Annotated in this window: 23 protein-coding genes and 1 pseudogene; 16 read left to right on the forward strand and 8 right to left on the reverse strand. The window is 59.6% G+C overall.

All coding sequences use genetic code 11. The annotated features are described in order from the left end of the window. Window positions 1–471 precede the first annotated feature (471 nt). The 4 genes and pseudogenes from M5G18_RS12350 (at window position 472) to M5G18_RS12360 (ending at window position 2,930) form a co-directional block, all read left to right on the forward strand. Entirely contained in the window at window positions 472–831 is a 360-nt protein-coding gene (locus M5G18_RS12350; protein ID WP_085610952.1) for a DUF6124 family protein, read from the forward strand. Window positions 832–965: 134 nt separating this feature from the next. Further along, the gene (locus M5G18_RS12355; RefSeq protein ID WP_039765632.1) at window positions 966–1,193 is read left to right on the forward strand and encodes a hypothetical protein; all 228 of its coding nucleotides are present in this window, start codon (window positions 966–968) and stop codon (window positions 1,191–1,193) included. A 147-nt stretch (window positions 1,194–1,340) separates the two neighbouring features. Next, window positions 1,341–1,622 (forward strand): annotated as a pseudogene (locus tag M5G18_RS29025) (PAS domain-containing protein); the annotation flags it as partial. Window positions 1,623–1,865: 243 nt separating this feature from the next. After that, window positions 1,866–2,930 (forward strand): methyl-accepting chemotaxis protein, encoded by a 1,065-nt coding sequence (locus tag M5G18_RS12360; protein WP_420793314.1) that lies wholly within the window; start codon window positions 1,866–1,868, stop codon window positions 2,928–2,930. Here the strand turns inward: M5G18_RS12360 and M5G18_RS12365 are convergent. The 5 genes from M5G18_RS12365 to norR form a co-directional block, all read right to left on the reverse strand. After that, the gene (locus tag M5G18_RS12365) at window positions 2,927–3,676 is read right to left on the reverse strand and encodes a YkgJ family cysteine cluster protein (RefSeq protein WP_273898747.1); all 750 of its coding nucleotides are present in this window, start codon (window positions 3,674–3,676) and stop codon (window positions 2,927–2,929) included. The genes M5G18_RS12360 and M5G18_RS12365 overlap by 4 nt on opposite strands. 87 nt (window positions 3,677–3,763) lie before the next feature. After that, window positions 3,764–4,081 carry a hypothetical protein gene (locus M5G18_RS12370; RefSeq protein ID WP_273898748.1) on the reverse strand — a complete coding sequence of 106 codons (318 nt, stop codon included), beginning with the start codon at window positions 4,079–4,081 and terminating at the stop codon, window positions 3,764–3,766. 61 nt (window positions 4,082–4,142) lie between these two features. Further along, window positions 4,143–4,601, reverse strand: a complete 459-nt coding sequence (locus M5G18_RS12375) for a GNAT family N-acetyltransferase (RefSeq protein ID WP_273898797.1) — start codon at window positions 4,599–4,601, stop codon at window positions 4,143–4,145. A 27-nt stretch (window positions 4,602–4,628) separates the two neighbouring features. Next, window positions 4,629–5,531, reverse strand: a complete 903-nt coding sequence (locus M5G18_RS12380; RefSeq protein ID WP_179693799.1) for a chemotaxis protein CheV — start codon at window positions 5,529–5,531, stop codon at window positions 4,629–4,631. Between the two features lie 314 nt (window positions 5,532–5,845). Then, window positions 5,846–7,402: a nitric oxide reductase transcriptional regulator NorR gene (gene norR / locus M5G18_RS12385; RefSeq protein ID WP_273898749.1), complete on the reverse strand. Its 1,557-nt coding sequence runs from the start codon at window positions 7,400–7,402 to the stop codon at window positions 5,846–5,848. A gap of 163 nt (window positions 7,403–7,565) precedes the next feature. Between norR and hmpA the strand changes: the two genes are divergently transcribed. From hmpA to M5G18_RS12440, 11 genes are all read left to right on the forward strand, one after another. Next, window positions 7,566–8,747: an NO-inducible flavohemoprotein gene (gene hmpA / locus M5G18_RS12390; RefSeq protein ID WP_192562340.1), complete on the forward strand. Its 1,182-nt coding sequence runs from the start codon at window positions 7,566–7,568 to the stop codon at window positions 8,745–8,747. 247 nt (window positions 8,748–8,994) lie between these two features. After that, the gene (locus M5G18_RS12395; protein WP_273898750.1) at window positions 8,995–9,555 is read left to right on the forward strand and encodes an ester cyclase; all 561 of its coding nucleotides are present in this window, start codon (window positions 8,995–8,997) and stop codon (window positions 9,553–9,555) included. A 25-nt stretch (window positions 9,556–9,580) separates the two neighbouring features. Next, window positions 9,581–10,090: a disulfide bond formation protein B gene (locus tag M5G18_RS12400; protein WP_007956723.1), complete on the forward strand. Its 510-nt coding sequence runs from the start codon at window positions 9,581–9,583 to the stop codon at window positions 10,088–10,090. Between the two features lie 824 nt (window positions 10,091–10,914). Next, a complete protein-coding gene (cyoA, locus tag M5G18_RS12405; RefSeq protein ID WP_085606895.1) occupies window positions 10,915–11,856 on the forward strand; it encodes a ubiquinol oxidase subunit II in 942 nt (313 codons plus the stop codon). Window positions 11,857–11,859: 3 nt separating this feature from the next. Continuing rightward, complete coding sequence (gene cyoB, locus M5G18_RS12410; protein ID WP_007956721.1) at window positions 11,860–13,890, forward strand: cytochrome o ubiquinol oxidase subunit I; 2,031 nt, start codon at window positions 11,860–11,862, stop codon at window positions 13,888–13,890. 3 nt (window positions 13,891–13,893) lie between these two features. Further along, window positions 13,894–14,520: a cytochrome o ubiquinol oxidase subunit III gene (locus M5G18_RS12415; protein ID WP_007956720.1), complete on the forward strand. Its 627-nt coding sequence runs from the start codon at window positions 13,894–13,896 to the stop codon at window positions 14,518–14,520. Then, the gene (gene cyoD, locus M5G18_RS12420) at window positions 14,520–14,855 is read left to right on the forward strand and encodes a cytochrome o ubiquinol oxidase subunit IV (RefSeq protein ID WP_007956718.1); all 336 of its coding nucleotides are present in this window, start codon (window positions 14,520–14,522) and stop codon (window positions 14,853–14,855) included. Before M5G18_RS12415 ends, cyoD begins: the two co-directional genes overlap by 1 nt. Window positions 14,856–14,865: 10 nt before the next feature. Continuing rightward, complete coding sequence (gene cyoE, locus M5G18_RS12425; protein WP_085668163.1) at window positions 14,866–15,753, forward strand: heme o synthase; 888 nt, start codon at window positions 14,866–14,868, stop codon at window positions 15,751–15,753. Window positions 15,754–15,878: 125 nt separating this feature from the next. Beyond that, window positions 15,879–16,223: a toxin gene (locus tag M5G18_RS12430; RefSeq protein ID WP_065261338.1), complete on the forward strand. Its 345-nt coding sequence runs from the start codon at window positions 15,879–15,881 to the stop codon at window positions 16,221–16,223. Next, window positions 16,220–16,534, forward strand: coding sequence for a helix-turn-helix domain-containing protein (locus M5G18_RS12435; protein ID WP_007956715.1), 315 nt, complete (start codon window positions 16,220–16,222; stop codon window positions 16,532–16,534). The genes M5G18_RS12430 and M5G18_RS12435 overlap by 4 nt, the downstream gene beginning before the upstream one ends. Window positions 16,535–16,732: 198 nt before the next feature. Beyond that, on the forward strand, window positions 16,733–17,224 hold the full coding sequence (locus M5G18_RS12440) for a RidA family protein (protein ID WP_007956714.1): 492 nt from the start codon (window positions 16,733–16,735) through the stop codon (window positions 17,222–17,224). A 69-nt stretch (window positions 17,225–17,293) separates the two neighbouring features. On the opposite strand, the gene M5G18_RS12445 is transcribed toward M5G18_RS12440, so the two are convergent. The 3 genes from M5G18_RS12445 to M5G18_RS12455 form a co-directional block, all read right to left on the reverse strand. Continuing rightward, the gene (locus tag M5G18_RS12445) at window positions 17,294–17,998 is read right to left on the reverse strand and encodes a hypothetical protein (RefSeq protein ID WP_192562337.1); all 705 of its coding nucleotides are present in this window, start codon (window positions 17,996–17,998) and stop codon (window positions 17,294–17,296) included. A 173-nt stretch (window positions 17,999–18,171) separates the two neighbouring features. Then, window positions 18,172–18,696 (reverse strand): DUF6622 family protein, encoded by a 525-nt coding sequence (locus tag M5G18_RS12450; RefSeq protein WP_273898756.1) that lies wholly within the window; start codon window positions 18,694–18,696, stop codon window positions 18,172–18,174. Between the two features lie 74 nt (window positions 18,697–18,770). Continuing rightward, window positions 18,771–19,676, reverse strand: coding sequence for a LysR family transcriptional regulator (locus M5G18_RS12455; RefSeq protein WP_007956710.1), 906 nt, complete (start codon window positions 19,674–19,676; stop codon window positions 18,771–18,773). Between the two features lie 100 nt (window positions 19,677–19,776). Between M5G18_RS12455 and M5G18_RS12460 the strand changes: the two genes are divergently transcribed. After that, window positions 19,777–20,949: an aspartate aminotransferase family protein gene (locus M5G18_RS12460; RefSeq protein ID WP_273898759.1), complete on the forward strand. Its 1,173-nt coding sequence runs from the start codon at window positions 19,777–19,779 to the stop codon at window positions 20,947–20,949. Window positions 20,950–20,957: the final 8 nt, after the last annotated feature.

Here is a 20,957-nt window from a genome sequence, read left to right on the forward strand (position 1 = left end):
GCAGAGGCAAAGGCAGAGGCGGGTGCGGGATGTGTGCTTTTTAAAAACCGAGTTCACCACGGTATGTCACGTCGGCGTAGCCCTCCCAAACAACACGGTCAGTCCCCTCTCCCTCCGGGAGAGGGCTAGGGTGAGGGGGCTTTTGAGGTTGTTTAAATCTCAACAATCACACCGGATCCTTCCCACAAGGTTTTCAGGTTGTCCGTCGGAAGTGCGCTCTCTAGTCTTTGGCTGTCGCTGCCAATTCAGCGAACAGGTGTGGAAACCTGATTTCAAGTAGTTGCAAAGCATCTCCCCGTAATCGTTGCCGATGTCTTCTTTCGTCTGCAAACTGCGTCGCGGCGGCTGTGCGCAGGCAGACTTCGGTCTGGCCGGTTGCCTACTTATCGGTTTTCCACCCTGCGTACAGCTGCCACCTTTTGTCGTGTGGAAACGACAAGGGATGGCTCCATAGCCAAGTAGGAGCTTTTCATGGACAAACTGATACCCGACCCACCCCTCGAATCACCCACCCCACTCGAAGAGGCCATGCGCGCCGAAGACCTCGCCCGTAACCGCGAAGCCATCAAACGCGCCCTCGATTATTACCTCTGCCCCAACCCTGCCAAACCTCGCCCGAGCACGATGTACATGGTCACTCCCAACGTCGACACCGAAAGCCTGTTGGCCAATGCCTGCGAATCCCTGGCTTCGGCCAGTACCATTGCCAGCAATTTTGCCAATGAGCTTTCGGGCCCGCAGCGCAGTACGGCGTTGGGAATCCAGCAGATCATCATGCTGGCGGAGCTTGCGGTGAATCGGGCGCTGGATCGGGTTGATCCGCAAACGTGATCCGCTAGTCGAAGAGTCCCAAAAAGGGACCAGTCGTACCCTTTTGGGGACTCTTTAAAGTCCGCACACGCAGGTATACTGCGCGCTTTCGCGGCTCGTCCACCGGGCCGGACTTTTTGCTTCGCGGAGCTTTCATGACTTCCCCAATCGACAACGCTGTGAGCGATGTCCCGGCAGAGCTGGCCGAGGCCGGTGAATCCAAGCCGACCATTCCTGCGTTCAAGTTTCCGTTCAAGCCAGGTGAGCTGGCGGCGGCCAAAGCGGCCAAGCAGCCGCAGTTCAAGGGCAAGGACGGTGACCGTCACGCCAAGATTCCGGGTGTGGCGCCGTCGGGCACTCGCCGTTCGATGGGCAAGCGCTGATTCATTCCCGCTTCGGCCGTCGCTGTGATTTTCGGTCACAGTGATGGCTAATTGCTCAGTTCCTGAGCCAGATCAACGTTTAACCAGTTAGTGCGCTTAGAGTCAGCAGCCCTGCCGACTCTTTCCAATAAAACGAGCGCGCTTTCCATGAAGATCAATCTCCCGGTGACCGGGCGCAATGTCGATGTTGCGCCGGATGCGAACATTCTCTCGACCACCGATCTGACCAGCGCGATCACCTACGCCAACGACGACTTCATCAAGATCAGCGGATACAGCCGCGACGAGCTGCTGGGCACGCCACACAACTTGCTGCGTCATCCGGACATGCCGGCGCAGGCGTTTGCTCATATGTGGCAGACGCTCAAGGGCGGGCGGTCGTGGATGGGGCTGGTGAAGAATCGTTGCAAGAACGGTGATCATTACTGGGTCAGTGCCTATGTCACGCCGGTCACGCAGAACGGTGCTGCGGTGGAGTATCAGTCGGTGCGTACGCGGCCGGATGCGCGGCAGATTGCTGCGGCGGAGCGGGCATATGCGCAGTTACGTGAGGGGCGCGTGGCGCGGTGGCAGCGGCTGCCGAGCCTGAGTTTGCGGGCGAAGATCGTGGTGTTGACCAGTTCGGTGCTGGCGGTGGTGCTGGGGATTGAAGCCTGGCTGCGGCCCGAGTCCATGGGTATCGAAGCCGCTGCGCTGGTGGCTGGCAGTGGCGCCTGTGCGCTGGGTGTGGGTTGGTTATTGCGGCCGCTGGAGCGTCTGACCGAGCGTGCGCGGTTGATTGCCGACAACCCGTTGAGTCAGGGCATTTATACCGGGCGGCGGGATCAGTTCGGGCAGATCGAGTTCGCCTTGCAGATGCTGGAAGCGCAGGTCGGCGCGGTGGTCGGGCGGATCGGTGATGCGTCGCAACGGCTGGCCGGGCATGCCGCGCAATTGGTGGATCATCTGCACAGCAGTCACACCAGTACGTTGGCGCAGCAGGCTGAAACCGATCAGGTGGCGGCGGCGATTCATCAGATGGCGGCCAGTGTGGCCGAGGTCGCCAGCCATGCGCAGCAGGCGTCGGTGGCGGCGGATATGGCGGGGACGGAAACCCGTGAAGGTCATCTGCTGGTCGGCGAGAGTCGCAGTGCGGTGTTGCGGCTGGCCGAGGAATTGGGGCGGGCGACCGAGGTAATTCATCAGCTCCAAGGCCACAGCAGCGAGATTTCCGGGGTGCTGGAGGTGATTCGCAGCATCGCCGAACAGACCAATCTGCTGGCGCTCAACGCGGCGATCGAAGCGGCGCGGGCCGGGGATGCGGGGCGCGGGTTTGCGGTGGTGGCGGATGAGGTGCGGGGGCTGGCTCAGCGCACTCAGCAGTCGACCAACGAGATTCAACGGATGATCAGCACCCTGCAAAACGGCGCGCGGGATGCGGTGCTGGTGATGCAGCAGAGCAGCGAGCATGTGGATAACAGTGTTGAACAGGCCCAGCGTGCGGCCCGGGCCTTGGACGGGATCAGCGGGCGGGTCGAGCAGATTACCGAGATGAGTCTGCAGATTGCTGCAGCGGTCGAGGAGCAGAGCGCAGTGAGCGAGGACATCAACCGCAACATCGTCAGCATTCGCACAGCGTGTGAATTGACGGTGGATGAAGGGCGCCAGAGCCAGCTCAACTCACAGGATGTGGCGGGGCTGGCGGGGGATTTGCGCTCGCTGGCGCGGGAGTTCTGGGGGCGGCGGCAGGGCGCTTAGGCTGCTCGCAACGAAATGAACGCGTAGGTCTGCGGCGGTTCGGACACTACTTGTGCCCCGGCCGCCCGCACTTGCCCGGCAATGTCGTCGCCGGAGACATGAAACAGCCATTCGCTGGAAACTTCGCTCAATGGCTGCGCCGTGACCTGATCGATCACCGAGGCAAACGCGCCCATATCCGGCAGGTACGCGGTAAACCCGTCGCCCTTGAGCGCGGTGGTGCGAATGCCGAGCAAGCCGCAAATCGCATCCTTGATCCGGATGTCGTCGCGATCCGCCTGACGGGAGCGCTGGATCAGCTTCACCAGTTCCTGATCCACCAGTTCGCCACCGACGATCAGGTCTGGCCCTTGCTCCCACGACTCCGGCGGGCAGTCCTTGGCCGCAGGGTTCAGCGGGATGTGCGGATTGATTTCAGCGGGATAGATGCGGCACACCAGCGGCCGGCGCTCGTAGATGCGGCACAGCTTGTCTTCGTCAAGATTCCGGCAGGGGCCGACGTTGTAGGCGGCGAAAGTGATTGCCACATGGGCGTCGGACATTCCGCTGCGCACCACCGCCGAACGCCGTTGCGCATGTTCGCGCTGCTGTTCCGGCAGGCCCAGGCCGTTGGCAAGAAACGCCTCCACCAGCACGATCACCTGACCGCCGTCGGCCGCCCACATGCGGGCTTCGGTCAGGGTCAGGGGCACATGGTGATCGGTGCAGCATTTGCCGCAGCCTACGCAGGAAAAGGTCGTATTCATTGAGCGGGCAATCTTCAATCAGGGTGTGAATCGGCGACATAAAGCCGCCGTACAGGCCCGGAGTGAAGCAAGTTGTGCGCCATTCGCTCAGGGTTTGGCGGTCGGGCGGATCGAGTCCCATTCGGTGACGAACGCGGTTTTCGACTTCTTGTTGTACAGGCACAGCTCGGTGCCTTGCTGGCCCTTCATGTGTTTTTGCGGGTACTGGCCTTGCAGCAACAGCGCGGTGTAGCCGACGCGGTCATCGAATTGCGCGGCGTTGCCGACCGGCTTGGCGTTTTTCAGGCCGCTGGCCTTGGTGCAACTGGCGAGCACGGCTTTGTCGTAGGCTGCCCAGGCGTCGGGGCTGGAGGCGTGGGCCAACGGGGCGAGGAGGCAAAGCAGGCAGAGGGCGAGGCGTTTCATGGTTCGGGCATCCTTGGAAGTTGATCGCCAAGGTTGGAGTATGCCGCAGGATTTTAGTTTGTCAGTCCGGCACCAATTCCCGGCGAACCACATACATTCCAGACATTTCGTACAAGCGCTGCGCTCGCCGGTTGTCTTCCAGCACCTTCAGGTCGACAAAACCTTCGCGTCGATCCTGAAACGCCTTGAATGCATGAAGCAGTAACGCCCGACCCAATCCACGGCCCTGGGCGCGAGGATGCACCACCAGATTCTTGATATAGGAACTGGTCCAGCATTGCGCCACGCCGATGACGCCGTCGGCATCGCTGGCGATGAAACACAGTGCCGGATCGTATTCCGGATCGTTTTCGCACTGCTGTTGCCAGACGTCCAGCGCCGGCACCCGACCACCGCCTTCGCGGTAGCCGATCTGCATCAGTTTATGCACGGCGGATGCGCGTTCGGCGCTGTAGGTCGTGAGTTCGATGCCGTTCGGCCATTCGATGGCCGGCACGCCCTGGGTCAGGTTGCGCCGCATCAGGAAGCAGAACGTCTCGCTCAAGACTCAGTAACCCTGGGAGGCGACGTGTTTGGCCGCTTCGATCAGGCAGTGGGTCAGCTCGGGCGAGGAGAACTTGGTCAGCACACCGTTGGCGCCGGCGAGGCGGGCCTTTTCGCTGTTCATCGCGCTGTCCAGCGAGGTGTGCAGCAGCACATAGAGGTGGGCGAAGTCCGGGGTCTCGCGCAGGGTGCGGGTGAAGGCGTAACCGTCCATCTCGGACATTTCGATGTCGGAGACGATCAGGTTGATCTGCTGGGCTGTGCCTTGCAGGTCCAGCAGGCAGTCGATGGCTTCCTTGGCGCTGCGGGCAGTGTGGCATTGCAGGCCGAGGTTGCGCAGGGTGTGCACCGATTGCTGCAGCGCCACCTGGCTGTCGTCGACCACCAGAATCCGCGCGTTGCCCAGCACTTCGGCGTCTTCCATGCTCAGCTCGGTCGGGGCCATTTCGATCTGCGCCGGGGCGATGCCGTGGATGACTTTTTCGATGTCCAGCACCTGCACCAGCGTGCCGTCGACCGAGGTCACGCCGGTGATGTAGGCGCGCGAACCGCCGGAACCGAACGGCGGCGGTTTGATGTCGGTGGTCAGGCAATGCACGATCTTGCTCACCGCCTGCACGTGCAGGCCCTGTTTCGAACGGCTGACGTCGGTGACGATCAGGCAGCCGCCGTTCGGATCTTCCAGCGGCCGCTCGCCGATGGCGCGGCTCAGGTCGATCACCGACAGCGAAGCACCGCGCAAAGTGGCGATGCCTTTGACGTGCGGGTGCGACTCCGGCAGCTTGGTCAGCGGCGGGCAGGGGATGATTTCACTGACCTTCAGCAGGTTGATCGCCATCAGCTTGCCGCTGCGCAAGGTAAACAGCAGAAGCGAAAGTGAATCTGCGCGGGCTTTGTTGGAAGACATAAAAACCTTCTGTGGAAAAAGGTGGTGGGCGAGGGTGGAAATTCGCCAGAAACTATTGATGCCGGGTTATCGGCGTCAAAAGGTTGGGCTTTAGGTTAGTTGTCGGGTGGTGGTGTGTCAGTTGGATCGATTGCCCTCACCCCAGCCCTCTCCCGGAGGGAGAGGGAGCCGAATGGGGGATGCTTCAAAGCTATACCGACCTGAAAGTGCATTGTTGAATCCATAATCGACTCGGTGGTTCAGGTCGATGTAGGGCGCAAGACACCTCGGTCGGCTCCCTCTCCCTCCGGGAGAGGGCTGGGGTGAGGGTGCTTCTAGCTTTTCATCCCCAACCGCTTCGCCATCCGCCCCAGATTCGCCCGGTCCAGCCCCAGTTCCCGGGCGGCACTGGCCCAGTTGTCCTGATTGCGCTCAAGCGCTGCACTGATCAACTGCCGCTGATACTGCTCGGTGGCTGCGCGCAGATCTCCGCTGATCAAGGGCAGGGCGGTAGTCGCTTCGGACGGCGCCGGCGAGTTATCCACAACCTCGCGCGGCAGGTCGAGATCCATCGCGCTCAGGCTGAGAATCTTCGGCCGCACCTTGCAGTTGCCCAGCGCCTTGAGCGCACTGCGTCCGATCAAGTGTTCCAGTTCTCGCACGTTGCCCGGCCAGGTGTAGGCCAGCAGCGCCTCCTGGGCGTCGCTGTTCAGGCGCAGGCTGTTGAGGCCCATGCGTGAGCGGTTCTGTTCCAGGAAATAACCGCTGAGCAGCAACACATCGCGCCCCCGGTCACGCAGCGCCGGCACCCGCAACGGGTAGACGCTGAGGCGATGGTAAAAGTCGGCGCGGTAGCGGCCGCTGCGCACTTCTTCGGCCAGGTCGCGGTTGGTCGCGGCGATCAGGCGCACGTCGACCTGATGTTCCTTGTCCGAACCCAGACGCTGCAACTGGCCGCTCTGTAACACCCGCAACAGCTTGGCCTGGACGGTCAGCGACAACTCGCCGACTTCATCGAGAAACAGCGTGCCGCCGTTGGCCAGTTCGAACTTGCCGCGCCGGTCGCTGGTGGCGCCGGTGAAGGCGCCGCGCACGTGGCCAAACAGCTCGCTTTCCACCAGGGTGTCCGGCAGGGCCGCGCAGTTGAGGCTGATGATCGGTTTGTCGGCGCGCTTGGAAGCGGCGTGAATGGCCTGGGCCACCAGCTCTTTGCCGACCCCGGTTTCCCCGGTGATCAGCACGGTCAGGTCGCTGCCGCCGACCAGATTGATCTCTTCCACCAACCGTTTATGCGCCTTGCTCTGGCCGATCATTTCGCGATTCTGCTGACCGCTGGCCTGACGATAGACCTCGGCGCGCTGGTGTTCGTCTTCGGCGCGGATGGCCAGACGCTCGATGCGTTCGGCGGCGTTGACCGTGGCCGAGGCGAGGCTGGCGAAGGCTTGCAGGGCGTCGAGTTCAATCGGTTCGAAGCGCTCCGGATCGAGGGCGTCGAGGGTGATCAGGCCCCAGAGTTTTTCATCGACGAACAACGGGCAACCGAGGCAATCGTGAACTTCGAGGTGATCGTCGAGGCCGTCGACCAATCCGTCATACGGATCGGGCAAGTCGCTGTCGGCGGCGAAACGGGTCGGTCCTTCACCGGCCAGCAGCACTTCAAAGCGCGGGTGTTCGCTGACCTTGAAACGTCGACCTAGGGTGTCGGTGCTTAAGCCGTCTACGGCCAGCGGCACTAGCCATTCTCCGTCGAGACGCAACAGTGCAGCGGCATCGCAGGGCAGCAGGGCGCGCATGGCTTCGAGCAGGCGCCGGTAGCGCTCGCCTTCAGGCAGTTCGCGGGACAGGTCGGAGACCAGTGGGAGCAGGGCGGTAACCAATGATTTGGCGGACATAGGCTTGTAGTCAAAGAGACACGTTGTAGTCGAAGCGACTATAGAGTGACTTGTGTCGATCTGACTACGTAATTTTCAAGCTATTGATTTATATATAAAAAATAGTTGGCACGAATACTGGATTGGATAAGGCACTTTTAGAGAAAGCTCAGGAGTCACCCTTATGCTTAGCGTCCAGGATCGTGCCATCGTCAAATCCACTGTGCCTCTGCTGGAAAGCGGCGGTGAAGCGCTGATCACCCATTTCTACCGAATGATGCTCTCCGAATACCCGGAAGTCCGCCCGCTGTTCAACCAGGCCCACCAGGCCAGCGGTGACCAGCCCCGCGCCCTGGCAAACGGCGTGTTGATGTACGCCCGTCACATCGATCAACTCGACCAGTTGGGCGATCTGGTGGCGAAGATCATCAACAAGCACGTGGCCCTGCAGATCCTGCCGGAACACTACCCGATCGTTGGCACCTGCCTGTTGCGCGCCATCTCCGAAGTGCTCGGCGAAGAAATCGCCACGCCGGAAGTGATGAGTGCCTGGGGCGCTGCTTACGGTCAGTTGGCCGAGATCCTGATCGGCGCCGAAACCGCCATCTATGACCAGAAAGAACAAGCCGTCGGCGGCTGGCGCGGGGCGCGGGAATTCATCGTGGCGGCCAAGGTCGAGGAGAGCGCGGAAATCATTTCGTTCTACTTCGAGCCGGCGGACAAGGGCCCGATCCTCGCAGCCGAGCCCGGCCAGTACATCGGCATGAAGCTGATCCTCGACGGCGAAGAAATCCGCCGCAATTACTCACTGTCAGCCCTGGCCAATAAAGGCCAGTACCGCATCAGCGTCAAGCGCGAACCGGGTGGTCGTGCCTCCAATCACCTGCACGATCAACTGCACGTGGGTGCGAGCATTCAGCTGTTCCCGCCATCGGGTGAGTTCACCCTGACTGCCAGCGACAAACCGCTGGTGCTGATCAGCGGCGGCGTCGGCATCACTCCGACGCTGGCGATGCTGGAGGCAGCGCTGGAAACCGAGCGTCCGGTGTACTTCATCCACAGTGCGCGCAACGGCAGCGTGCATGCGTTCCGTGACTGGATCGACGGGCTGGCTGCACGTCATCCGCAGCTCAAGCGCTTCTATTGCTACGCCGAGGATGACGGCGTGAGCCCGGCGGCGGACAAGGTCGGGTTGTTGAGTGAAGAACAACTGGGCGAGTGGTTGCCGGCGGAGCGTGATGTGGACGCTTACTTCCTGGGGCCGAAAGGTTTCATGGGGGCGATCAAGCGTCACCTGAAGGCACTGGGTGTGCCTGAGAAACAGAGCCGGTATGAATTCTTCGGGCCGGCGGCTGCTTTGGAGTGATCTGAAACCGGGTTGCCTTCATCGTCGGATCGCCGCCCGGGGCAAGCCCGCTCCCACAGGATTTATGTCGTACACAGCATCTGTGAACGACGACGAACCTGTGGGAGCGGGCTTGCCCGCGATGGGGGCGCCGCTACCTTGATTCTTAAATTCTGTTTAAAGGTTAATCGTTTCTTAACCGGTTTATCGTTTATTCCTCGATGCTGATGATAGGCGCTCGTTCGTTTACATGATCAGGATCGCCCCCATGTCGTACTTCGCCTCTTCCCGTCGTTTCAGCCTGGCCACTTTGGGCCTGTCGGTTGCCTTGCTGTCCAGTCCGTTCGCGTTCGCCGAATCCGCCTTGATCGAACCCCAGACCCTGATCGTCGATCAGAGCCTGCCCAAGGCCCAGCGTGATGCGATGGAACTGGCGGCGCGGCGTTACGGCAGTTTCTGGAACACGGGCGAAGAGGCGTTGGCCACCGCCGCCCTGTCGCCGCAGTTCGTCGACAAGACTCCGCCGGAAGGCCGGGTGCAGGGGCCGACCGGGCCGTTACTGGCGTCGAAGTTCTTTCGCACGGCGGTGCCGGACTTGAGTTGCGAGATCGAACAAATGATCGTCGCCGGGGATCGCGTGGTGGTGCATCTGCACTTTCGCGGGCATTTCACCGGCACGTTCAAGGCTCTCAAAGGGCAGGGCCAGCGTGTAGACTTCCGGGCAACCGATATCTATCAGATCGACAACGGTCGCATCGCGGCCAATTGGCATATCGAAGACAACATCAGCCTGATGGCGCAACTGCAAGCGCAGCCGCCGGCCAGCTGAACCATGGACATGAAAGGGAAACGCGATGAGCGAGGAAACGATTCGATTGGGACGTGAGCGGCGCTATCTGGTGTTGCTGGGCATCATCTGCCTGGCGCTGATCGGCGGCGCGCTGTACATGCAGATCGTGCTGGGCGAGGCGCCGTGCCCGCTGTGCATCCTGCAGCGTTATGCGTTGCTGCTGATCGCGCTGTTCGCGTTCATCGGCGCGGCCATGCGCACCCGGCGCAGCATCACGGTGTTCGAGGTGCTGGTGGTGATTTGCGCCATCGCCGGGGCCGGCGTTGCCGGGCATCACGTGTACACCCAGTTCTATCCGGCGGTGAGCTGCGGCATCGATGTGTTGCAACCGATCGTCGATGACCTGCCGCTGGCCAAGATCTTCCCGCTGGGCTTCCAGGTCGACGGTTTCTGCTCGACGCCGTACCCGCCGATCCTCGGTCTGTCGCTGGCGCAATGGGCGCTGGTGGCCTTCGTGCTGGTGGTGATTCTGGTGCCGCTGCTGACCTCGCGTAACCGAAAAGCGTTGCGCTGAATCAACTTTTCGGCGCCTGCGCCGATAAACCAAACGCCTCGATTTGCGGTGACGCAACTTGAGGCGTTTTGCATTTCAGGGTCTGTGTGAAAACACCGTGACGAACGGCAAGGAAGGGTGCGACAGGTGTGCGACATGTTGTCACACACGCCCTGTCGCAGCGCGTTTAACAGATCCGGATTGGAGTGCTGTTACAAAAAAGGATTGGTCTGTTTCAGCGTTTTTCGGTTTTTGCACGCGTGTGCCGGATCAGGCAGTTTTAACAGACTCCGGCAGATGGCCAAAAGCCTTGGCATATCGGGCTTTGCGCGGATCGCGCCGTGGGAAAAAGCCCTCGGAGCTGTCTGAACTGAGGCCGATAGACCTACATTTTTTGGTGTTTTTGTTGAGAATCGATTTCGATAACATGCGGAACTTTTGCAAAAACGGTGATGGATTGTTGCTCAGAGCGATAAAAATTATTTCGGGATAAGACATGGTGTATAGGGCGCTACCTATCTACAATCGCCCGCACTGAATTCCCGGCACTGTTCAGCCTTTATTAAGGAGGCGAGCAGGAAGTCGGGTGTCGAGCAGCCGAGAGGCTTGCGAGACACCCAGGTGTCGGTGCCTTCCAACTTTCCGCACCAAATGGAATTGGTCTGTAACAAGGCCTTTGACCACGAATTCGAATAAGAACTGACCGCTGTCCCAGGTTTTGTCGAGCGTCTGACGCGCGACGGGCGGCCCTTATTCAATCCAAAGAAAATGCCAACCCTTGGCAGGGTGAAGTGTTGGCGATCAAAACCCAACTGCATTGCGCAAGCTGCTTTAGAGGTCGTGAGATGAGTAAAAACAGGTACCCCAGATTACTAGGCCTAGTGCCGCTGCTCGGCACGTTGTTGCTGGGAGGCTGCAACATGACCTTGCTCAATCCAACGGGCCAGGTCGGCCTGGAACAGCGCAACCTGATCATCACCGCCACGCTGCTGATGCTGTTGGTCGTTGTGCCGGTCATCGTCATGACCTTCCTGTTCGCCTGGAAGTACCGCGCCTCCAACAAGAACGCCGTCTACACCCCGAAATGGTCGCACTCGACCAAGATCGAAGTGGCAGTCTGGACCATTCCGGTCCTGATCATCATTGCCCTGGGTTACATCACCTACAAGTCGACCCACTCGCTGGATCCGTATCGTCCGATCGAATCCGACGTCAAGCCTGTGACCATCGAAGTGGTCGCGCTGGACTGGAAGTGGCTGTTCATCTACCCGGAACAAGGCATCGCCACGGTCAACAAGATCGTGTTCCCGGCGCACACCCCGGTCAACTTCCGGATCACTTCGGACGCGGTGATGAACTCGTTCTTCATCCCGGGCCTGGGCGGCCAGATCTACGCGATGGCGGGCATGACCACCAAGCTGCACCTGATCGCTGACCGCAACGCTGAAATGGACGGTATCTCCGCCAACTACAGCGGCGCTGGTTTCACCGGTATGAAATTCAAAGCGATCGCAACTTCTCAGGAAGATTTCGACGCCTGGGTAAGTGAAGTCAAAAAGGCACCTAAACAGCTTGAACCAGCTGAATACGCAGCCCTTGCCAAGCCAAGCCAGAACAATCCAGTCGAGCTCTACTCCTCGGTCACGCCGAACCTGTTCCAGACCATCGTCGACAAGTACGAAGGCATGAAACCGGGCAAGCCGCTGAAGCACGAGAAGAAAGAGAAAGAAGTGGCGGCAACGGATATGGACTCGAATTCGCATTCAGCTGCCGGGGCAGAGGAGTAAACGATGTTTGGTAAATTAAGTTGGGAAGCGATCCCTTTCCACGAGCCGATCGTGATGGTCACCATCTCGATGATCGCGCTCGGTGGTCTGGCGTTGTTCGCTGCAATCACCTACTTCAAGAAGTGGACTTACCTGTGGACCGAGTGGCTGACGTCGGTCGACCACAAGAAAATCGGCGTGATGTACATCATCGTCGCCATGGTCATGCTGCTGCGCGGTTTTGCCGACGCCATCATGATGCGTACCCAGCTGGCCATGGCCACCGAGGGTTCGCCTGGCTACCTGCCACCTGAACACTATGACCAGATCTTCACCGCTCACGGTGTGATCATGATCATCTTCATGGCGATGCCATTCTTCACCGGCCTGATGAACCTTGCAGTGCCGCTGCAGATCGGCGCGCGTGACGTTGCGTTCCCGTTCCTGAACTCCCTGAGCTTCTGGCTGCTGGTATCCGGCGTCGTGCTGATCAACCTGTCCCTGGGCGTCGGCGAATTCGCCAAGACCGGCTGGGTTGCCTATCCACCGCTGTCGGGTCTGCAATACAGCCCTGGCGTGGGGATGGACTACTATATCTGGGCGCTACAGCTATCCGGTCTGGGTACAACGCTAACGGGCGTTAACTTCCTCGCGACCGTGCTGAAAATGCGTACCCCTGGCATGAAACTGATGGACATGCCGATCTTCACCTGGACCTGCACCTGGGCAAACGTTCTGATCGTGGCTTCGTTCCCGATCCTGACCGCTACCCTGGCACTGCTGACCCTTGACCGTTACATGGATTTCCACATTTTCACCAATGAACTTGGTGGCAATCCAATGATGTACGTCAACCTGTTCTGGGCATGGGGCCACCCTGAGGTTTACATCCTGATCCTGCCGGCATTCGGCATTTTCTCGGAAGTCATCTCGGCCTTCACCGGCAAGAAACTGTTCGGCCACCACTCGATGATCTACGCTTCGGGCGCGATCTCGGTACTGGGCTTCATGGTTTGGCTGCACCACTTCTTCACCATGGGTTCGGGTGCCAGCGTCAACGCCTTCTTCGGTCTGGCGACGATGCTGATTTCCATCCCGACGGGTGTGAAACTGTTCAACTGGCTGTTCACCATCTACCAGGGCCGTCTGCGCTTCACCAGCCAGGTTCTGTGGACCCTGGGCTTCATGGTGACCTTCGCCATCGGCGGCATGACCGGCGTACTGCTGGCCATCCCGGGTGCTGACTTCGTTCTGCACAACAGCCTGTTCGTGATCGCTCACTTCCACAACGTGATCATCGGCGGCGCGGTATTCGGCTACATCGCAGGCTTCGGCTTCTACTTCCCGAAAGCGTTCGGCTTCAAGCTGCACGAAGGCTGGGGTAAAGCAGCGTTCTGGTTCTGGATCTCGGGCTTCTTCGTCGCGTTCATGCCGCTCTACGCTCTGGGCTTCATGGGCATGACCCGTCGTCTGAACGCCACCACCAACCCTGAGTGGGTACCGTACCTGTACGTTGCCATGTTCGGTGCGGTGATGATCGCTGTCGGTATCGCCTGCCAGCTGATCCAGCTGTACGTGTCGGTGCGTGACCGCAACAAGCCGGAAAACATGTGCGAACACGGCGACCCGTGGAATGCCCATACCCTGGAATGGTCGACCTCGTCGCCACCTCCGTTCTACAACTTCGCTGTACTGCCAAAAGCAGACTGCATCGATCCGTTCACCGAGGCCAAGGAAAACGGTACTGCGTACAAGGCTCCGGCCAAGTACGAACCGATCCACATGCCGAACAACACCGCCACTGGCGTGGTGATGGGCGCACTGCTGACCGTGTTCGGTTTCGCGATGATCTGGCACATCTGGTGGTTGGCGATCGCCAGCCTGGCCGGCACTGTCATCTACTTCGTGATCCACGCTGCACGTGACGACCAAGGCTACATGGTGCCGGTTGAAACAATCGAGCGCATCGAAGCCGAGCAGCACAAGCGTCTGGTAGCGGCCGGGAAGATCCCTGCTTCCGCAACCCGTGTTGAAACCAAGTTGGAACAGGCTTAAACAATGTCGAACTTAGTGACCAATGCTGGACACGCCCATGGTCATGACCATGGGCACGATGACCATCACCACGACTCGGGCGAGATGACCGTATACGGTTTCTGGCTCTACCTGATGACCGACTGCATTCTGTTTGCGTCGATCTTCGCGGTGTACGCGGTACTGGTAAACAACGTCGCCGGTGGCCCGTCGGGCCACGACATCTTCGAACTGCCATACGTGCTGGGCGAAACCGCTCTGCTGTTGTTCAGCTCGATCACCTACGGCTTCGCCATGCTGGCGTTGTACAAAGGTAAAAAGCAGCAGGTTCTGGGCTGGTTGTTCATGACCTTCCTGCTCGGCGCAGGCTTCATCGCCATGGAGATCAACGAGTTCCACCTGCTGATCTCCGAGGGCTTCGGTCCTAGCCGTTCGGGCTTCCTGTCGGCGTTCTTCACGCTGGTCGGTACCCACGGTCTGCACGTGTCCGCCGGTCTGATCTGGATGGGCATCATGATGTACCAGGTCAACAAGCACGGCCTGACGGCGACCAACAAGACCCGTCTGAGCTGCCTGAGCCTGTTCTGGCACTTCCTGGACGTGGTGTGGATCTGCGTATTCACCGTTGTTTACCTGATGGGGACCCTGTAATGGCTAATGCACACTCCCATGACAGCCACGATGCTGGCCACGGCAGCGTCAAGTCGTACGCCATTGGCTTCATCCTGTCGGTAATCCTGACCGTCATCCCGTTCGGCCTGGTGATGTTCCCGACCCTGCCGAAGTCGACGACGCTGGCAATCGTCCTGCTGTTCGCCGTGATCCAGGTGATCGTTCACCTGTATTACTTCCTGCACCTGGACCGTTCCATCGCTCAACGTAACAACGTGATTGCGTTCGTCTTTACGGCCATCGTGATCGTGCTGCTGGTCGGTCTGTCGCTGTGGATCATGTTCAGCATCCACACCTACATGATGGCGAAGTGAGGTAAACCCGATGTCGCTCAAGCACTTTATCCAAATCACCAAACCGGGGATCATTTTCGGTAACGTGCTTTCTGTGGCAGGCGGGTTCTTCCTGGCCTCGAAAGGGCATGTCGATCTGGCCGTGTTTCTGGCAGCCATGATCGGCACTTCCCTGGTTGTGGCCTCCGGTTGCGTGTTCAACAACTGCATCGACCGCGACATCGACCTGAAGATGGAACGCACCAAGAACCGGGTGCTGGTCCAGGGCTTGATCTCCCTGAAACTGGCCCTGGTCTATGCGACCGTCCTGGGTGTCGCCGGCGTTGCGTTGCTGTACAAGGTGGCCAACCCGTTGGCTGCCCTGTTCGCCGTGATCGGCTTCATCATCTACGTCGGCTTCTACAGTCTGTACCTCAAGCGCAAGTCGGTTCACGGCACGCTGGTGGGCAGTCTGTCGGGCGCCATGCCGCCGGTGATCGGTTACGTGGCCGTGACCAACAGCTTCGACATGGCCGCGCTGACCCTGCTGGTGATGTTCAGCCTGTGGCAGATGCCGCATTCCTACGCCATCGCAATCTTCCGCTTCAACGATTACCTGGCCGCATCGATCCCGGTGCTGCCAGTGAAGCGCGGAATCCAGGTGGCCAAGAAGCACATCCTGCTCTACATCCTGGCCTTCCTCGTGGCGACCTTGATGCTGACCTTCAGCGGTTACGCCGGCATGAGCTACCTCGCCGTCGCCGCGGCCATGGGCATGTACTGGCTGTACATGGCCTGGACCGGCTACAAGGCGGTGGATGACACGGTCTGGGCACGCAAGCTGTTCGTGTTCTCGATCTTCACCATCACCGCGCTGAGCGTCATGATGTCCCTGGACTTCAAGGTGCCGACCGAGCTGTTGCTGACGTACGCGCCGTAAGGTTCGAACGTTGTACGAGAAACCCCGTTCATCGAGAGATGAGCGGGGTTTTTTGTTGAGGATTGTTTATTCGCCGCGAAAGGTGTTTATTGTTCAGCTATAGGCAATTTGCTTATAGTTTTTGAATGAGAACAGTATTCTTTGAAACCACACTATTCACCGCAAACCTGGGTCATTACCTCACGGACGACGAATATCGTGAGCTGCAGACCTACATGCAAAGCAATCCGCATGCGGGCGATGTCATGCCACGAACTGGCGGCTTCCGAAAATTGCGTTGGGTTGATGTTCGTCGTGGCAAGGGCAGGCGAGGCGGCTTGCGAGTTATCTATTATTGGCTTATGAATGATGGCCAGTTCTGGATGTTTGCGATTTATGACAAAGATGAGCTTGAGAATTTGACCGCCGAGCAAGAGAAGGCGCTCAAGGGAGCTATAGAGAAAGAGTTGAAAACACGAGGTACCCCATGAAAAAACGCGACCTGTTTGCAGAATTGATGCAGGGCGTTGATGAGATGGCGGCTCAACGCGAAGGAAAAATCACGCTACGTAATACGACACTCGAGGACAAACCAGCGCCCGAAGTCGGTGCTCAGGAAATCGTAGCGCTACGGGAAAAACTGCACATGTCACAGGCGGTTTTTGCTAGGCGAATCAGGACAAGCCCAAGCACCCTTAGAAACTGGGAGCAGGAGAAATCAAAGCCCAACGCTCAGGCTGCCTTGCTGATCCGTTTGGTGGAAAAATTCCCTGACATGGTCGAGCGATTAAGCGCTGTTTAAAGTCATTTCCAAGTCTAAATAAAGCCCCGCACGGTTTATGTCGTGCGGGGCTTTTTCGTTGTAGCAGCCACGGGTTGCGGTGTACTCGCAAAAGACCTAGATTTGGATCCAACCCTGTCAGTTATGGCGCCATGCACTGTTCGGCGCTCGACTGTCGTAATCTGCGGTTTTCATGCATCGATTAAGAGGCTGGGCGAAATGACTGAGAGGATGACCTGCGACGAGCGCTTCATTGCCCTGGCAAAAGAGCTGAATTACGACATCAACGGTGAGAACACAGTGGGTGGCAATTACGCGCCGTTGATCCGTCATCACGACGAGATTTACATCAGCGGCATGGTGCCGCGCACCGAGGGCAAGATTCAGTATCCGGGGCGGGTGGGGCAGGAGCTGACACTCAAGGATGCGCAGGCCGCGGCGAGTATCAGCGCGATGCGTTGTCTGGCCTTTATCGTCGATGCAGTCGGTTCGCTGGACAAGGTCAGGTCGTTGTTGCGGGTCACGGTGTACGTGAAATCCACGCCGGATTTCGTTGACCTCAGCGAAGTCGCCAACGGCGCGTCGGATGTATTCAGTTATGTGTTGGGCGATGTCGGGCGCCATACCCGCACTACCGTCGGCGTCTATCAGTTGCCGAAAAACGCAGCCATCGAAGTCGATATGATCGCCGCAGTGCATCCTTCGGCGTAATCGCTGAAAGCCGCACAACAAAAAGCCCCGCCTGAAATTCAGAGCGGGGCTTTTTTGTCGGCGCCGGTATTACTGGGCGGCGATGCTGTAACCGTCGAACGCGGTCTGCTGTTGCAGCGCGGTGATGATGTTTTTGCGGTTGATTGCGTGCTCGGTGCCGGCGTTGTCGACGAAGGTTTCGCCTTCGATTTCTGCTTCGTCGCCTTCACCGACGAAGGTGAAACCGAGGAACTCCAGCGCCTCGCGATCCACGCTCAGGCGCGAACGCGGTGTGCGCAGCGGCAGGGTCACGCTGATGCCGTCCTTGCTGATGCTGAACACTTCGACGTCTTTCTTGGCGCGTGCGGCCTTGCTCTTGCCGCCGCTCGGGCTGCTGATCGCTTGATGGGTCTGGTTCAGCACCTTGAGGGCCAGGCCGTAGACGATTTCCTGGAACGCCGGATCGTCCTTGAAGCTCGACAGGATGCGGCTGATCGGAAACTTGCTGCTGAGGTCTTCGAGGGCGGCGATGTCGGCGGCCTCGGCGTCCTTCAGACGCTTGAGTTCGCCCATCAGCTCGTACGCCTGGTCGTCATCGAAGCGGTCGTGGGCCTGACGGATCGCGGCGCGCAGTTCGCGGATCTGATCGCTCTCGCGGCTCGACTGGAACGCGTCCAGCACCATCTCGCTGATGATCTTCGCCTGTGGGATGTGTTGTGAAAGATTGATGGAGTTTTCGTATTCCGCTTTGGACGACAGAGTGACTACGGATTCAGCGGTGTTGAAATCGGACATTGAAATTTCACTACTTTTTTAACTTGAGATGAGACGAGAAAGCGCTGGGGGCTTTTTCAGGCCGACTAATTTAGGGGAGCGCGGCGGCGTTGTCACGGAGCAAGGGGCCGGCGGTGCCGATTATTTATCCGGATGATTTGTGATGGGCAACCAGGCGCCGCGAGCGCCCTGGGTTATTCATTGGCGACGGCATTTACCGGCAACCGCCGGGACGTCAGGCCACGCAGCGTCCAGTAGAGCTTCAGCGAACGAGTGCTGATCAGGCCGCACATGAAACCCGAAATGCCGGCCTTGAGCAGCAGCATGTCCGGAGAAGCGGAGAGCTCCGGATTCACGTCATTCTGGTAACCGAAGTAGTAGTTCGCGGAAAAGAACATCAGGTACATGATCAGGATTTTTACCGTACCCGGCATGATCAGCCCTTTCGCTGAGTCGTCGAGTACCACGCCCCGCCGAGAGAACACCAGCCAGGCCGAGAGACCGCCCAGCAACAGCGCGGCGAACCAGGTGCTGAAAAACAAGGCCGGATTGATCGACAGGTTCAGGGAGTACAGCGACCACGCCAAAAACGCCGGGGGTGTTATCAGCATCGAGGCACGGCTTTCGCGGCGGGGGGAGAACGCCTTGATGCCGAAATAAACCAGCAGCAGAAAAATCAGGTAAACCCGGATCGGAGTGTTTTGCAGAATCGTGAGCATTGCGCAGCATCCATGCTGAAAAGGAGAGCTGAATCATAGCCTGTGCCCAAGCGATCGTCGGCTTTTCAGTCCGATCAGGGCCTGCCCCACATCTGCATGGCGAACTCGACGAAGCGACGCAGTTTCGGCAGTCGGTAGCGATCCGGCGCGTAGAGCAGATGCATCGGGCGGTTCGGCGGCTGGTAGTCCGGCATCACCACGACCAGTCTGCCGTCGCGCAGGTCCTGTTCCACCAATGCGTCCGGGAGCATCACGATGCCCATGCCGGTGCGCGCGGCCTGATGCAGGCCGGCGGAGCTGTTGATCAGCATCGGGCCTTTGACGTCGACCATGATTTCTCCGTCCGGGCCGCTGAGGCGCCACTGTTTTTCCACCGATTGCCAGTCGTCACCGGCGGGGTAGGCGAAGGACAGGCAATCGTGCTGGCGCAGTTCCTCAGGCGTGAGCGGCATGCCACGTCGGGCCACGTACTCCGGAGAGGCGCAGACGGTCAGGGTGTAGTCGATCAGGGGGCGGGCGATCAGGTTGGACTGGTCGAAGTGGCCCAGTCGGAAGGCCACGTCGAGACCGCTTTCCAGCAGATCCGGGCGGCGGTTGGTCAGGATCACGTCGAGTTTGACCTGCGGACATTGCAGGGAAAACTCACTGAGCGCCGGGGCCAGGCGTTCAACGCCAAAAGTCAGCGGCGCGGTAACCCGCAAAATCCCGCGCGGTTCATCGAGCGTCTGCTCGGCGAGGCGTTCGGAGTCGGCGACCAGGCCTAACACCTCCAGGCAGCGCTGGTAGTAAACGCTGCCGAACTCGGTCAGCCGCTGACGGCGGGTGGTGCGTTGCAGCAATTGCACACCGAGTCGTTGCTCCAGCGCCCGCAGGTGATTGCCCACCATGGTCGTGGACATTTCGCACTGCAGCGCGGCCGCCGTCATGCTGCCGGACTCCACAACCTTGACGTACACGCTCATCGACTGGAACAAATCCATTATCAAGCCCGGCTTTTAAATGATTGAAGTTTTGCCGAGTTTATCCAGTTCAGGTGGATAACCATACTGCCAGCATCTCACCTCGCTGGAGTTTGCCGACATGACCGCCGCCCTGATGAACACCTACCAATCGCTGGACTTGAGCTTCATCAAAGGCCTGGGCACCCGACTCTGGGATCAGGCGGGCCGCGAGTATCTGGATGCGGTGGCGGGCGTGGCGGTGACCAATGTCGGCCACTCGCACCCGCGCATCGTGTCGGCGATCAGCGAGCAGGCGGGATTGCTGCTGCACACCTCCAATCTCTACAGCATCGACTGGCAACAGTCGCTGGCGCACAAGCTGACGCAGCTGGCGGGGATGGAGCGGGCGTTCTTCAACAACTCCGGTGCCGAGGCCAACGAAACCGCGCTGAAACTGGCGCGTCTGTACGGCTGGCGCAAAGGCATCGAACAGCCGCTGGTGGTGGTCATGGCCAACGCGTTTCATGGCCGTACCCTCGGCACCTTGTCCGCCAGCGATGGCCCGGCGGTGCGGCTGGGCTTCAATGATTTGCCCGGGGATTTCGTCAAAGTGCCGTTCGGTGATCTTGAGGCGCTGGAGCAAGTGCAGCGCAAACATGGCCAGCGGATCGTGGCGATTCTGGTGGAGCCGATCCAGGGCGAAAGCGGCGTGCAACTGGCACCGCCCGGCTACCTCAAGGCCCTGCGTGAATTGTGCAACCGTCACGCCTGGCTACTGATGCTCGACGAAATCCAGACCGGCATCGGCCGCACCGGTCGCTGGTTCGCGTTCCAGCACGAAGGCATCGTTCCCGACGTCATGACCCTCGCCAAGGGCCTGGGCAACGGCGTGCCGATCGGCGCCTGCCTGGCACGGGGCCGGGCGGCGGATCTGTTCACCCCCGGCAGCCACGGCAGCACCTTCGGCGGCAATCCACTGGCGTGCCGGGTGGGTTGCACCGTGCTCGAGATCATCGAGGAACAGGGCCTGCTGGAAAATGCCAGGGTCCAGGGCGAGCGCCTGCTGACCCGCTTGCGCGCAGAACTCGCGGACAATCCGAATGTGCTGGCGATTCGTGGGCAAGGGCTGATGATCGGCATCGAACTGAAACAGCCGATCCGCGACCTGACACTGATTGCCGCGCGGGATCATGGACTGCTGATCAACGTCACTCGCGGCAAGATGATCCGGCTGCTGCCGCCGCTGACGATTGATGAGCGGGAGGTGGGGATGATTGTCAGAGGGGTGGGCCGTTCCCTGAGCCATGTCTGATCCCTCGG

Source organism: Pseudomonas aphyarum, from assembly GCF_028657055.1.
GTDB classification, from domain to species: domain Bacteria; phylum Pseudomonadota; class Gammaproteobacteria; order Pseudomonadales; family Pseudomonadaceae; genus Aquipseudomonas; species Aquipseudomonas aphyarum.